We start from the raw sequence: 13,263 nt of genomic DNA, 5'->3' as shown, positions 1-13,263 counted from the left end.
GTCCCTTCGAGGGGTGGGAGGTCGAGGTGAGGGGTCAGGCGTGGGTCGAACCGTCGTGGATCCACCACGCGGCGGTGGAGCCGGGAAGCACTCCCGCCGGGCACGGGCCGCTGGCCAGCAGCGGGGTGCCGGGAACCGGGGCGGGCGTGGGGGCCGTACCGAAGTTGACGGCACAGACGAAGTCGTCACCGTCGTCGCCGCGGACGAAGGCGAGGACACCGGGCGGCGTCTCCAGCCAGCGCAGCGCGCCTTCGCCCAACTGGGGCAGCGCGGCGCGCAGTTGCAGTCCGTCGCGGTACAGGTGCCAGGAGGAGCGGGTGTCGGCGAGGGCGCGGTCGGTGGCGTGTTCGGCGAACCAGTCGGGCTGCGGGAGCCACGGCTTGGCGCCCTCGGCGCCGGAGGTGAAGCCGAACGGCGACACCTGGCCCGACCACGGCAGCGGCACCCGGCAGCCGTCGCGGATGCGGGCTCGGCTGCCGGTGCGGCGGAAGATCGGGTCGGTGAGCACGTCGTCGGGCAGGTCGACCACCTCGGGCAGCCCGAGCTCCTCACCCTGGTAGACGTACGCGGCGCCGGGCAGCGCCAGCATCAGCAGCGCTGCGGCGCGGGCGCGGGCGGCGCCGAGGCCGCTGCCCTCGGTGGCGGGTTCGCCGTAGCGGGTGACGGTGCGGACCTGGTCGTGGTTGTTGAGGACCCAGGTGACCGTCGAGCCGGTGCCGGCGATGTCCTGCATGGCCTCGGTGACGACCTTGCGGAAGGTGTCGGCGCTCCACGGCGCGCTCAGCAGGTCGAAGAAGAAGGCCTGGTGGAGTTCGTCGGGTCGGACGTACTTCGCGTGTTCGCGGGCCGTGGGGACCGAGACCTCGCCGACGAGGAGCCGTTCGCGGCCGTCGCGGGCCGTGTACTCCTCGCACACCGCCCGCCAGTGCCGCCACACGTCGTGCACCTCGGGCTGGTTCCAGGCGAGCGGGTTGGCCGAGTCGCGGGTGCGGGCGTCGGCCTCAGGGTCCGGGGAGTCGGGCAGGTCGGGGTGCTTGAAGAGGCCGGCGGCGACGTCGATGCGGAAGCCGTCGACGCCCCGGTCGAGCCAGAACCGCAGGATGTGGTCGAAGTCGGCGGCGACCTCGGGGTTGCGCCAGTTCCAGTCCGGCTGCTCCGGCGTGAACATGTGCAGGTACCACTGGCCGGGGCGGCCGTCCGCCTCGGTGACGCGGGTCCAGGCCGGGCCGCCGAACATGGCGTGCCAGTTGTTGGGCGGCTCGGCGCCGTCCGGGCCACGCCCGTCGGCGAAGTGGAAGCGGGCGCGGGCCGCGCTGCCGGGGGCGGAGGCCAGCGCCTCGCGGAACCGGGGGTGCGCGCTGGAGCAGTGGTTGGGGACGATGTCCAGGAGCACCTTGATGCCGAGCCGCCGGGCGGCCGCCCCCAGCAGCTCGAACTCGGCGAGGTCACCGAAGACCGGGTCGACGTCGCGGTAGTCGGCCACGTCGTAGCCGTGGTCGTACTGCGGTGACGGGTAGAAGGGGCTCAGCCAGATCCCGTCCACGCCGAGCTTCTTGAGATAGGGCAGCCCTGCCCTGACTCCGGCGAGATCGCCGATTCCGTCGCCGGTGCTGTCCAGGAAGCTGCGGACGTACACCTGGTAGATCACTGCGTCGCGCCACCAGCGGTGGGTTTCGATGCGCTTGGGACTCACCCCGTAGGCCTGTCTGTGCGTGCTGACGGTTATGCATGCATGTTAGGTAGGGGTGTTGCGGCGGCGTCAACGAGTGGGCGCAAAATACTGAAGACTTGGTCCTTGATGTCAGGTTTTGTCGGCGCGAAAAAACCCTGCCGAGACGTCCGCGTTACCTAACAGGTAACCAGGAAGGGTAGGTCAGCGGGGATCGGTGGGGACCGCCGCGAGCTCCCGTGCCAGCCGGCGTACCGCGGCCTCGGGCGTCTCGCGCCCGGTCAGCGCGTCGTGCACGACGGCCTGAACCACCAGGCTGACCTGGTCGTAGCGCGGGCTCTTGGGCCGCGGCGCCGCCGCGAGCACGCTCTCGCGCAGGGTCGGCAGGTAGGGGAAGTCCCGGATCAGTCCGGGGTCCTCGTACAGCGCGGCGCGTACCGGCGGTAGGGCGCCGCGGGTGAGGACCTGGCGCTGGACGGGCTCGCTGGTGAGGTACGCGATCAGGCGCGCGGCCGAGTCGGGATGGCGTGCGTGGGTGCTGACGGCAAGGTTCGAGCCGCCGAGGACGCTGGTGCCCGGACCGTCCGGCCCCGGCAGCGGCACGGCACCGACCCGGCCGGCGACCGCGGAGCCCTCGGCGGAGGCGCCGACGTACGCGTACGGCCAGTTGCGCAGGAAGAGCAGCCGGCCGTCCTGGAAGGCCTGCTTGGACTCCTCCTCCTTGTACGTCAGCGCCCGCTGCGGAATCCAGCCCTCGCGCACACCCCGGACGAGGAAGCCGATGCCCTCGCGGGCGGCGGCCGAGTTCACGGTGACGCGCGCGCCCTCGTCACCGAGGATCGTGCCGCCCGCCGAGTAGACGGCCTCGGCCGCGTTGACGGTCAGGCCCTCGTACGGCAGGAACTGGCCCGCGTAGCCGTCGAGCCCGTACCTGGGGGCGATGGTCTCGGCGTCCCGCTCCAGCTCGGCCCAGGTGCGCGGCGGCGGGACGCCCTCCTTGGCGAGGACGTCCTTGCGATACAGCAGGAGCCCGGCATTGGTGACGTACGGGACGGCGTAGAGGCGGCCGTCGTACGTCGCCGTGTCGACGACCGGGGGCAGGAACGTCTTCAGCGGGAAGCGGTCGCGGGGCAGCGGGCGTATCCAGCCGGCGGCGGCGAACTCGGAGGTCCAGTTGACGTCGATGTTGAGCACGTCGAAGCGACTGCGGTCACCGTCGCGCAGGTCGGTCGCCATCTGCGCGTGGGTCTCGTCGGCTGAGTCCGGCAGCTCGACGAGGGTGACCCGCTCGCCGGGGTGGGTGCGGTTCCAGCCCTCCAGCAGGGGGCCGAGATAGCCGGTGAGGTCTCCGGCGGTGGCCACGGTGAGCGGGCCGCGGTCGCCCGCGGCGCCCCCACCGGCGTGCGCGCCGGCGGCGACGTAGCCGGCCAGGACCACGGCGAGAACGAGGAAGCCCCTACCGGCGGCGTGTATCCACCGCATAGGTTCCTCCCTGAACACCGGCACGGGCGCCTTCGCCCCGGAGTCTCCCCAAAAGGTGAGCCCGCAGGCATGTATACCTGTTAGGTATGGGCGATACTAGAGCCTGGAGCACATTCCGCGGACTGGAGGACAGCACGAGTGCGCCTGCCCCTCCTGGCTCTCCTCGCGCGCGGCCCGGCCCACGGCTACGAGCTCAAACAGGACCTTGAGCAACTGCTGGGCTCCGCGTACCCTCAGCCGAACGTCGGCCAGATCTACGTCACCCTCGGCCGCCTCGAGAAGACGGGACTGATCGAGGGCGAAGAGGTCGAGCAGTCGAGCCGCCCCAACAAGAAGATCTACCACCTCACCGACGCCGGGCGCGACGAGCTGCGCGCCTGGTACGAGGAGACGGCGGACGAGCCGCGGGTGCGGGACGAGTTCTTCATGAAACTGGCCCTCGCCCCGCGGACCGGTCTCGCCGACCAGGTCGCCCTCATCAACAAACAACGGCGCCAGTACCTCAACACCATGCGCAATCTGTCAAAACTGGCAGCCGCCGAGAACCGGGACAACCGCGTCTCCCATCTGCTGATAGAGGGCGCGATGCTGCACCTGCAGGCCGACCTCGACTGGCTGGAGCGGTGCCAGGAAGAGCTGGAGGAGCTGGAGTGAACGACAACCCCACTCCTGTGCTGCGCGCCCGGAACCTGGTCAAGACGCATCACGGCGAGGGCGCTCCGGCGCACGCCGTACGCGGGGTCGACCTGAGCGTGCGGCGGGGCGAGTTCGTGGCGGTCACCGGTCCGTCCGGCGCCGGGAAGTCGACGCTGCTGCACCTGCTGGGCGGGCTGCAGCGGCCGGACGGCGGCAGCATCTGGCTGGACGGCGCCTGCACGGACCTGTACAGCGAGGCGCGCTGGGCGGTGGAGCGCAGGAAACGCATCGGGATCGTCTTCCAGTTCTTCAACCTGGTGTCGAACCTGTCGGTCGCCGACAATGTGGAGCTGCCGGCGCTGCTGGCCGGGGTCTCCCCCCGGCAGGCACGCGCCGAGCGGGAGGGGCTGCTGACCGAACTGGGCCTCGCGGGCAAGGAGCGGAGCATGCCGGGCGAGCTGTCCGGCGGTGAGCAGCAGCGGGTCGCTCTGGCCCGGGCCCTGGTCAACCATCCGCCGCTGCTGCTGGCGGACGAGCCCGCAGGCAGTCTGGACAGCAAGGGCACCCGCGAGGTGATGCGGCTGCTGTCCCGCTTCCACCAGCGCGGCCAGACCATCGTGCTGGTCACCCATGACGCGCGGCTGGCGAGCGCCGCGGACCGGGTGATCAGCTTCTTCGACGGGCGGATAGCCGACGACGCGGCGCTGGACGGCACGCCGTCGCGCGGAACGGGCATCTCCGGCGTGCTGGAACTCAGGGACTGACATGCGGGTGCACGAGCGTTCCCTCGCCGCGCGCGAGCCGAAGGACTGAGGCCCGTGCGAGCCACGTTGCGCTGGGCGCACTCCGATCTGCGGACACACCGGGGCGAGGCACTGTTCCTGGTGCTCGCCACCGCGGGCATCACCGCGTCGCTGCTGCTGGCCACGGCGCTCTTCGGATACGCGACCAATCCCTGGCAGCGGGTCTTCACCCAGGCGCGCGGCGCCCACGTGTGGATCCACACCGGCCCGTCCGCGCGGGTGGACAAGGTGGCGGAGCTGGACGGCGTCGAGTCCGTCGCCGGCCCCTATCCCACCGCCTCCACCACGCTCGCCTCCCGCGGCGCCCGCGCCTCGGCCGAACTGCGCGGCATGTCCGAGCGGCCCGCCGTCGGCCGACCGCTGCTCACCTCCGGCCACTGGCTGGACCCCGCGAGCCCCGACGGCGTGGTGCTGGAGAGCCGCCTCGCCCACGCCCTGCTGGCCGCCCCCGGCGACACCCTCACCCTGCCCGGCACGACACGCAGGCTGACCGTCCTCGGCGTCGCCGACAGCGCCGAACCGCGCTACCGCCCGGGTGAGCAGCCCGGGCTGGTCTGGGCGCTCCCCTCCGCCGTGCCCGACCCGGGCGGTCGGGTGATCGGACTGCGCCTGACCGATCCCGCCGACACCGCCTACGCCGTCCAGCGCGCCGTCACCGTACTGGGCGCCGGCGCGATCGGCGAGATCTCCACCTGGCAGCAGGCCCGTGCCGAGGCGCAGGGCGACAACAGGCTGCTCGGGCAGGTGCTGGGGCTGTTCGGGCTGGGCGCGCTGGCCGCCGCCGGACTCGCCGTGCACGGGGCGATCGGCACCCGCATCCGCGGGCACCTCAGGGACATCTCGGTACTGAAGGCGATCGGCTTCACACCCGGCCAGGTGGTCCGCGTCTTCCTGCTCCAGCACATCGCCTGCGCGCTGCTCGGCGCCGTGACGGCCGCGGCCCTCATCCAGGCGCTCGGCCGCCGGATCCCCGGGCGCCTCGGGGACGCGGTCGGCGTGTGGCACGGGCTGCCCGGGCACACGGTGGCGCTGTTCGCCGTGCCGGTGGGTGCGGTCCTGCTCATCGCCGCGACGACCGGGCTCGCGGCGTGGCGGGCGGGGCGGGTGCCGCCGGTGCCGGTGCCGCGGCCCGCGGCCGCCGGAGGTGGCCGACTGTCGGCCGGGTCGCGCCGGGCGCTCGGGCTGCGGGTGCCGCCCGCGCTGGTGCTGGGCTGGCACAACGCGTTCACCAGGCGCCCCCGGTCGCTGGCGACGGTGGCCCGGCTCGCGCTTCCGCTGCTGCTGATCGTGGTCGCGATGAGCGCCTGGACCACCATCGAACGCTTCCAGAGCAGGCCCGAGCAGATGGGCCTGCCCACCGCGCTCACGGTCCACGCGGACGCCGGCCCGACCGGCCGACGGGCCCGCGCCCTGCTGGAGCGCGACCCGCAGGTCGCGGCCGCCTACCCGGGCGTGGAGGTGGCCGCCCTGGTCCCGGGGCAGACGGCCACGATCGCCCTGCGGGGCCTCGGCACCCGCCAGGACCCGTACCCGTACACACTGGCCCAGGGCCGCCCCGCGCGCGGCGGTGACGAGGCGGTGGCCGGGCAGGGCCTGCTCGACCTGCTGGACGTACGCGTCGGCGACTGGGTGCGGATGACGGTGGGCGAGCAGCCGCAGATCCTGCACATCGTGGGCCGCAGCATCGAACCGGAGAACGCCGGCCGGGTCATCTCCACCTCGCTCGACACCCTCCGCGAGAACGACCCCGGGCTGGGCCCGACCCTGTACGAGCTGCGGCTGCGTCCCGGCGCCGACCCGCGCGCGGTGGCCGGCCGGCTGACCTCGGCCGGGCACGGCCACCTGGACGTGCACGCCGTGGCCAACCCGGCCGACGGGCTCTCACCGCTGCGCGGAGTCGTCGTGGGGCTGATCGCCGTGCTGGCCCTCATCGGCCTCATCGAACTGCTGACCGCTATCGGCGGCACCGTGCGCGAGGGCGAACGGGACCTGCTGGCGCTGAAAGCCATCGGCCTGTCCCCGCGGCAGATCACCACGATCACGGTCACGGCCACCGCCTGTACCGCCCTGGCCGCGGTCCTCGTCGGTACGGCCCTGGGCGCACCCCTCGCGCACTGGCTGATCGACGCCCAGGGCAGGTCGAGCGGGGTCGGGGCCGGGGTCGCCCGCGGCCCGTCCCCCGCCCTCCTGCTGCTGTTCGGCGGCGGCGCGGTGCTGGGCGCGGCCGCACTCGCCGCGGTGCCGGCGGCCCGCGCCGCCCGCCGCCGGCTCGCGGACACGCTGAGCGCGGTATGACCTGAGGCCGCCGGTCCGCGGCCGTCACTGCGGGAGACGTCCGCGGGATCAGCGGGGCACGCCGCCCGCGGCTTCGACTCGCACGCCGCGCGCTCAACGGCCGCGGTCACTGCCTGCCGCGCAGCTCCCGGTAGGCGGCGACCAGAGCCTTCGTGGACGTGTCCAGGCCCGGCACGTCGGCGCCTTCGGTGAGTGCGGGCTCGATGCGCTTGGCGAGGACCTTGCCGAGCTCCACGCCCCACTGGTCGAACGAGTCGATGTTCCACACCGCGCCCTGGACGAACACCTTGTGCTCGTACAGCGCGACCAGCTGGCCCAGCACCGACGGGGTCAGTTCACGGGCGAGGATCGTGGTCGTGGGGTGGTTGCCCCGGAAGGTCTTGTGCGGCACCAGTTCCTCCGGCACCCCCTCGGCGCGCACCTCGGCCGGGGTCTTGCCGAAGGCCAGTGCCTGGGTCTGCGCGAAGAAGTTCGCCATCAACAGGTCGTGCTGGGCCCGGAGTTCCTCGGCGAGTTCGGCCACCGGCTCGGCGAAGCCGATGAAGTCCGCCGGGATCAGCTTCGTGCCCTGGTGGATGAGCTGGTAGTAGGCGTGCTGGCCGTTCGTCCCCGGCGTGCCCCACACCACCGGTCCCGTCTGCCAGTCGACCTCCTGGCCGTCACGGCCGACGTACTTGCCGTTGGACTCCATGTCGAGCTGCTGCAGATACGCCGTGAACTTGGACAGGTAGTGGCTGTAGGGGAGGACGGCGTGCGACTGGGCGTCGTGGAAGTTGCCGTACCAGATGCCCAACAGGCCCAGCAGCAGCGGCACGTTGGACTCGGCGGGCGCGGTCCGGAAGTGCTCGTCGACGAGGTGGAAGCCGTCGAGCATCTCCCGGAAGCGGTCCGGGCCGATGGCGATCATCAGGGACAGTCCGATGGCCGAGTCGTAGGAGTAGCGGCCGCCGACCCAGTCCCAGAACTCGAACATGTTGGCCGTGTCGATGCCGAAGCCGCTCACCTTCTCGGCGTTCGTCGACAGCGCCACGAAGTGCTGTGCCACGGCCTCCTGACCGGCCTTCAGCCCGGTGAGCAGCCAGTCGCGGGCCGAGGTGGCGTTGGTGATCGTCTCGATCGTGGTGAAGGTCTTGGAGGCGATGACGAACAGCGTCTCGGCCGGGTCCAGGTCGCGGGTCGCCTCGTGCAGGTCGGCGCCGTCCACGTTCGACACGAAGCGGACGGTGAGGTCGCGGTCGGTGAAGCTGCGCAACGCCTCGTACGCCATCGCGGGGCCGAGGTCGGAGCCGCCGATACCGATGTTGACGACGTTCTTGATGCGCCTGCCGGTGTGCCCGGTCCAGGCGCCGGAGCGGACGCGCTCAGCGAAGTCGGCCATCTTGTCGAGAACGGCGTGCACGCCCGGCACCACGTTCTCCCCGTCGACCTCGACCACGGCGTCCCGCGGGGCCCGCAGCGCGGTGTGGAGCACGGCGCGGTCCTCGGTCGTGTTGATCTTCTCGCCACGGAACATGGCGTCCCGGAGGGCGAAGACGCCGGTGGCGGCGGCCAGCTCGCGCAGCAGCCGCAGGGTTTCGTCGGTGACGAGCTGCTTGGAGTAGTCGACGTGCAGGTCACCGACGCGGAGCGTGTACCCGGAGCCACGGCCCGGCTCGGCGGCGAACAGCTCCCGCAACCGCACCTCGCCCAGTTCCTCACGGTGCCTGGCCAGAGCGGTCCACTCGGGCGTCTGGTTGAGCCTGCTACGGCCGTCTGCGTTCATCTCGGACTTCAGCCTTCTTCCTGGCATGTGCTGCGCCCCGCTGCCGATCCCAACCTAATTGATCAGGACGAGGCGCGATCCCGCGTCGGGTGGTCGTACGGTCCAACAACAGGTACGTCCACCTGAAGCGCCGGTATCAACGCGGTGCCGACGGGTCCGAAGGGCAGGAAGACCGGCGGCGGCATCGACTCGTACGCCGGTGAACCGCGTGGCTGGGAAAGGGCGTCACGGCCGTACACGGCGAGCCAACGGCGCGCCTGAAGGCAGCGGCGACGCGCACAGCCGCATCGCGTCTTCGCGCGGGTGCACGGGTACGCGAGCGCGCGGAGAACCCGGCGGGCGGTCGCCGGCGCGCGGGAAACAGGTCCGGCCAGGCACCCCTGGGTGTCCGGCCGGTTCTCGACTCCTAGATCTCGCCCCGCAGTTTGGCGAGCGCCTCGGCGAGGATCGCCTCGCCGTCCGCGTCGCTGCGCCGCTCCCGCACATACGCGAGGTGCGTCTTGTACGGCTCGGTACGCGGCGGGTCCGGCGGGTTGTCCCGGTCCTGTCCGGCGGGGAAGCCGCAGCGCGGGCAGTCCCAGGTGTCGGGGACCTGCGCGTCGCTGGCGAAGCTGGGCTGCGTCTCGTGCCCGTTGGAGCACCAGAAGGAGATGCGCAGACGCGGCGCGGACTCGCCGCGCTCGGCCTCGCCCATCGGCCCCGCCCCGACCCGGCTACCTCGGATCGCGTTGCCACTTGCCACGGTCGTAACTCCCTGCGTGATGGTGCCGCGAAGCGAGTCGGCGTGTCGCTTCGTTGCGAGCGCCTCAGTCTACGTAAGGCCCAACGCGCGTCCAGTGGTTGGAGTTACAGGCCCCTACACCTAGACGCAAGCCCCATGATAGGCCGCGCTCAGCTGCGCGTACCGAACATGGGGCCTTACGTGCGGAATGTACGTGTGTGATGTGCGTGCGTGGTGTGCTGTGTCAGCCGCTGATCAGTTGTTCGTCTTCATCAGGATGCCGAGTACGACGATGCACGCGAACCACAGCAGACCGATCACCACGGTGATGCGGTCCAGGTTGCGCTCGGCGACCGAGGAGCCGCCGACGGACGACTGCATACCGCCACCGAACATGTCGGAGAGGCCGCCGCCCTTTCCCTTGTGCATCAGCACCAGCAGCATCATCAGCAGGCTGAAGACGATCAGGGCGATCGAGAACCCCAGAACCACGGCTGGACCAACTTCCTCGGATTCGGATGGACGACAGGGGCACGGTGGCTTGCCACCATGCCCCCGTAAGAGTACGACGGATCGTCGCTACCGCCTACTCGCTGATCGACTCACTGGTCGCGGAAGCGCACGATCTTGACGAACTCCTCGGCGTCCAGCGAGGCGCCCCCGACCAGGGCACCGTCGATGTCGGCCTGCGCCATGATCTCGGCGACGTTGCCGGACTTGACGGAGCCGCCGTACTGGATGCGGACCTTGTCGGCCAGCTCCTGCGTGTACAGCTCGGCGACCTTGGCGCGGATGGCCGCGCAGACCTCCTGGGCGTCCTCGGCGCCGCACACCTTGCCGGTGCCGATGGCCCACACCGGCTCGTAGGCGATCACGACGGACTCGGCCTGCTCGGCCGGGACGTCCTTGAGGCCGCCCTCGACCTGGGTGAGCGTGTGCGTCACGTGGTTGCCCGCCTCGCGGACCTCCAGCTCCTCACCGACGCACAGGATCGGCGTCAGGCCGTGCTTGTAGGCGGCCTTGACCTTGGCGTTCACGACCGGGTCGGTCTCGTGGTGGTACTGGCGGCGCTCGGAGTGGCCGACGGCCACGTAGGTGCACTTGAGCTTGGCCAGCATCGAACCGGAGATCTCGCCGGTGTAGGCGCCGGAGTCGTGCGCCGAGACGTCCTGCGCGCCGTACTTGATCTTGAGCTTGTCGCCGTCGACCAGGGTCTGCACGGAACGCAGGTCGGTGAAGGGCGGCAGGACGGCGACCTCACAGGCCTCGTAGTCCTTGTCGGCCAGGGCGAAGGCGAGCTTCTGCACGTGGGCGATGGCCTCGAGGTGGTTGAGGTTCATCTTCCAGTTGCCCGCCATCAGCGGCGTACGAGTGGTCATGCGGGGTCAGTCCTCCAGTGCGGCGAGACCGGGGAGCGTCTTGCCCTCGAGGTATTCGAGGGAGGCGCCGCCGCCGGTCGAGATGTGGCCGAATGCCGTCTCGTCGAATCCCAGGATGCGGACGGCCGCGGCGGAGTCGCCGCCGCCGACGACCGTGAAGGCCGGGGAGTCGAGAAGAGCCTGGGCGACCGCCTTGGTGCCCTCGGCGTAGTCGGGGTGTTCGAAGACGCCCATGGGGCCGTTCCAGAAGACGGTGGCGGCGTCGGCGAGCTTCGAGGCGTACAGCTTGCGGGTCTCCGGACCGATGTCCAGGCCCAGCTGGTCGGCGGGGATGGCGTCCGCGGCGACGGTGTGGGGGTTCGAAGGCGCCTTGGTCTTCAGGTCCGGGAACCCGGTGGAGGTCAGCACGTCGACGGGAAGGACCAGCTCGACGCCGTTCTTCTCGGCCCGCTCGATGTACTCCTGGACGACCGGGATCTGGTCCTCCTGGAGCAGGGACGCGCCGACCTCGTACCCCTTGGCCTTGAGGAAGGTGAAGACCATGCCGCCGCCGATGAGGAGGCGGTCCGCCTTGCCGAGCAACTGGTCGATGACGGCGAGCTTGTCGGAGACCTTGGAACCGCCGAGGGCGACGACGTAGGGCCGCTTGACGTCCTCGGTGAGCTTCTTCAGGACGGCGACCTCGGTGGCGATGAGGTAGCCGGCGGTGTGCGGCAGACGGGCCGGGAGGTCGAAGACCGAGGCGTGCTTGCGGTGCACGGCGCCGAAGCCGTCGCCCACGTACAGGTCGGCGAGCTGTGCCAGCTGGTCGGCGAAGGCGCCGCGTTCGGCGTCGTCCTTGGACGTCTCCCCGGCGTTGAAGCGCAGGTTCTCGATGACGGCGACCTGGCCGTCGGCGAGGCCCGCGACCGTGGACGTGGCGGACTCGCCGACCGTGTCGGTCGCGAACGCCACGTCGGCGCCGAGGAGTTCACCGAGGCGGGCGGCGGCCGGGCCGAGCGAGAAGGCGGGGTCCGGGGCGCCCTTGGGGCGGCCGAGGTGCGAGGCGACGACCACGCGCGCGCCCGCCTCCGCGAGGGCCTTCACGGTGGGCAGGACGGCGCGGATACGGCCGTCGTCGGTGATGGTGGTCCCGTCCAGCGGCACGTTGAGGTCGGCGCGGACGAAGACCCGCTTGCCTGCGACGCCTTCGGCGAGAAGTTCGTCGATCGTCTTCATTGGGGGAACTCCTGGGGAGGGCTCGTGATGCTCGTGATCGTGAGAGGGCCTGATCCGTACGTGCGTCAGGGCTCGGGCAGCGCGTCGTCGCGCGGCCCGAGCCCTGCACTCACATCGAGGTGCCTGCTCTGTCGGTCAGAGCTGGTTGCCGACGAAGACCGTGAGGTCGACGAGGCGGTTGGAGTAGCCCCACTCGTTGTCGTACCAGCCGAGGATCTTCACCGAGTTGCCGTCCTGCACCATGGTCAGGGAGGAGTCGAAGGTGCAGGAGGCCGGGTCGCCGACGATGTCCGAGGAGACGATCGGGTCCTCGGTGTAGGTCAGGTAGCCCTTGAGGTCGCCGTCGTCGGAGGCCTTCTTGAACGCGGCGTTGACCTCGTCCTTGGTGACCTCGCGCTGCAGCGTCACGACCAGGTCGGTGGCCGAGCCGGTCGGGACCGGGACGCGCATCGCGATGCCGTCCAGCTTGCCCTTGAGCTGCGGCAGGACCAGGGCGGTGGCCTTCGCGGCACCCGTCGTGGTCGGGATGATGTTCTCGGCGGCGGCGCGGGCGCGGCGCAGGTCCGAGTGCGGGAAGTCCAGGATGCGCTGGTCGTTCGTGTACGCGTGGACCGTCGTCATCAGGCCCTTGACGATGCCGAAGTTCTCGTCGAGGACCTTCGCCATCGGCGCCACACAGTTGGTGGTGCAGGAGGCGTTGGAGATGACGTGGTGGTTCGCCGCCTCGTACTTGTCCTGGTTGACGCCCATCACGATGGTGATGTCCTCGTCCTTGGCCGGAGCCGAGATGAGGACCTTCTTGGCGCCGCCGGCGATGTGCTTCTCGGCGTCGGCCTTCTTCGTGAAGATGCCGGTCGACTCGATGACGATGTCGACGCCCAGGTCGCCCCACGGGATGTCCGCGGGGTTGCGCTCGGACAGCACCTTGATGGTGTGGCCGTCCACGGTGATCGTGTCGGCGGTGTGCGACACCTCGGCCTTGAGGCGGCCCAGGATGGTGTCGTACTTGAGCAGATGAGCGGTGGTCGCGGTGTCACCCAGGTCGTTGACAGCCACGATCTCGATGTCAGCACCCTGCTCCAGCAGCGCGCGGAAGTAGTTACGACCGATGCGGCCAAAGCCGTTGATGCCTACGCGGATCGTCACGAAACCGATCTCCTCGTTGGTACGCCGGGTTCGACACCGGCGAGCTGTATGGGATGTCCCCGACCGCCTACGACCCTACCTCCCTGACGCCGCCGAGGTGACATCGAGATGGCCCATACACGGCAGGGCGGTCCGTACCCGCCAGTAGGGGT

11 protein-coding genes are annotated in these 13,263 nt (G+C 70.9%); 3 read left to right on the top strand and 8 right to left on the bottom strand.

Annotated features, from left to right (window positions below; translation table 11 throughout):
• Nucleotides 1–34: 34 nt before the first annotated feature.
• Nucleotides 35–1,678 carry a glycoside hydrolase family 13 protein gene (locus OG985_RS34470; protein WP_371674583.1) on the bottom strand — a complete coding sequence of 548 codons (1,644 nt, stop codon included), beginning with the start codon at nt 1,676–1,678 and terminating at the stop codon, nt 35–37.
• Between the two features lie 195 nt (nt 1,679–1,873).
• Nucleotides 1,874–3,151, bottom strand: coding sequence for an ABC transporter substrate-binding protein (locus tag OG985_RS34465; RefSeq protein WP_371672272.1), 1,278 nt, complete (start codon nt 3,149–3,151; stop codon nt 1,874–1,876).
• A gap of 138 nt (nt 3,152–3,289) precedes the next feature.
• Between OG985_RS34465 and OG985_RS34460 the strand changes: the two genes are divergently transcribed.
• The 3 genes from OG985_RS34460 to OG985_RS34450 are packed head-to-tail and all read left to right on the top strand — an operon-like array spanning nt 3,290 to nt 6,885.
• On the top strand, nt 3,290–3,805 hold the full coding sequence (locus OG985_RS34460) for a PadR family transcriptional regulator (RefSeq protein WP_371672271.1): 516 nt from the start codon (nt 3,290–3,292) through the stop codon (nt 3,803–3,805).
• Nucleotides 3,802–4,551, top strand: a complete 750-nt coding sequence (locus tag OG985_RS34455) for an ABC transporter ATP-binding protein (RefSeq protein WP_371672270.1) — start codon at nt 3,802–3,804, stop codon at nt 4,549–4,551. The genes OG985_RS34460 and OG985_RS34455 overlap by 4 nt, the downstream gene beginning before the upstream one ends.
• Before the next feature lie 54 nt (nt 4,552–4,605).
• On the top strand, nt 4,606–6,885 hold the full coding sequence (locus OG985_RS34450; protein WP_371672269.1) for an FtsX-like permease family protein: 2,280 nt from the start codon (nt 4,606–4,608) through the stop codon (nt 6,883–6,885).
• A gap of 106 nt (nt 6,886–6,991) precedes the next feature.
• Here OG985_RS34450 and pgi read toward each other — a convergent pair whose 3' ends face one another.
• The 6 genes from pgi to gap all read right to left on the bottom strand — a co-directional run bounded on the left by pgi (nt 6,992) and on the right by gap (nt 13,111).
• Complete coding sequence (pgi, locus tag OG985_RS34445; RefSeq protein ID WP_371672268.1) at nt 6,992–8,647, bottom strand: glucose-6-phosphate isomerase; 1,656 nt, start codon at nt 8,645–8,647, stop codon at nt 6,992–6,994.
• A gap of 406 nt (nt 8,648–9,053) precedes the next feature.
• The gene (locus tag OG985_RS34440) at nt 9,054–9,389 is read right to left on the bottom strand and encodes an RNA polymerase-binding protein RbpA (RefSeq protein ID WP_003957010.1); all 336 of its coding nucleotides are present in this window, start codon (nt 9,387–9,389) and stop codon (nt 9,054–9,056) included.
• A gap of 234 nt (nt 9,390–9,623) precedes the next feature.
• On the bottom strand, nt 9,624–9,860 hold the full coding sequence (gene secG, locus OG985_RS34435; protein ID WP_371672267.1) for a preprotein translocase subunit SecG: 237 nt from the start codon (nt 9,858–9,860) through the stop codon (nt 9,624–9,626).
• Between the two features lie 110 nt (nt 9,861–9,970).
• The gene (gene tpiA / locus OG985_RS34430) at nt 9,971–10,747 is read right to left on the bottom strand and encodes a triose-phosphate isomerase (protein ID WP_371672266.1); all 777 of its coding nucleotides are present in this window, start codon (nt 10,745–10,747) and stop codon (nt 9,971–9,973) included.
• 6 nt (nt 10,748–10,753) lie between these two features.
• Nucleotides 10,754–11,965 (bottom strand): phosphoglycerate kinase, encoded by a 1,212-nt coding sequence (gene pgk, locus OG985_RS34425; RefSeq protein ID WP_371672265.1) that lies wholly within the window; start codon nt 11,963–11,965, stop codon nt 10,754–10,756.
• 135 nt (nt 11,966–12,100) lie between these two features.
• Nucleotides 12,101–13,111 carry a type I glyceraldehyde-3-phosphate dehydrogenase gene (gap, locus tag OG985_RS34420; protein ID WP_371672264.1) on the bottom strand — a complete coding sequence of 337 codons (1,011 nt, stop codon included), beginning with the start codon at nt 13,109–13,111 and terminating at the stop codon, nt 12,101–12,103.
• Between the last annotated feature and the right edge of the window lie 152 nt (nt 13,112–13,263).

The sequence above is a fragment of the Streptomyces sp. NBC_00289 genome, from assembly GCF_041435115.1.
GTDB lineage: Bacteria > Actinomycetota > Actinomycetes > Streptomycetales > Streptomycetaceae > Streptomyces.
The sequence above is the reverse complement of the archived record's forward strand: the minus strand, read 5'-3'. Positions and strand labels throughout refer to the sequence as shown.

Excerpts from the sequence above, each read along its gene's own strand:
- OG985_RS34465 (WP_371672272.1), bottom strand. The coding sequence starts at position 3,151 with ATGCGGTGGATACACGCCGCCGGTAGGGGCTTCCTCGTTCTCGCCGTG.
- pgi (WP_371672268.1), bottom strand. The coding sequence starts at position 8,647 with ATGAACGCAGACGGCCGTAGCAGGCTCAACCAGACGCCCGAGTGGACC.
- tpiA (WP_371672266.1), bottom strand. The coding sequence starts at position 10,747 with ATGACCACTCGTACGCCGCTGATGGCGGGCAACTGGAAGATGAACCTC.
- pgk (WP_371672265.1), bottom strand. The coding sequence starts at position 11,965 with ATGAAGACGATCGACGAACTTCTCGCCGAAGGCGTCGCAGGCAAGCGG.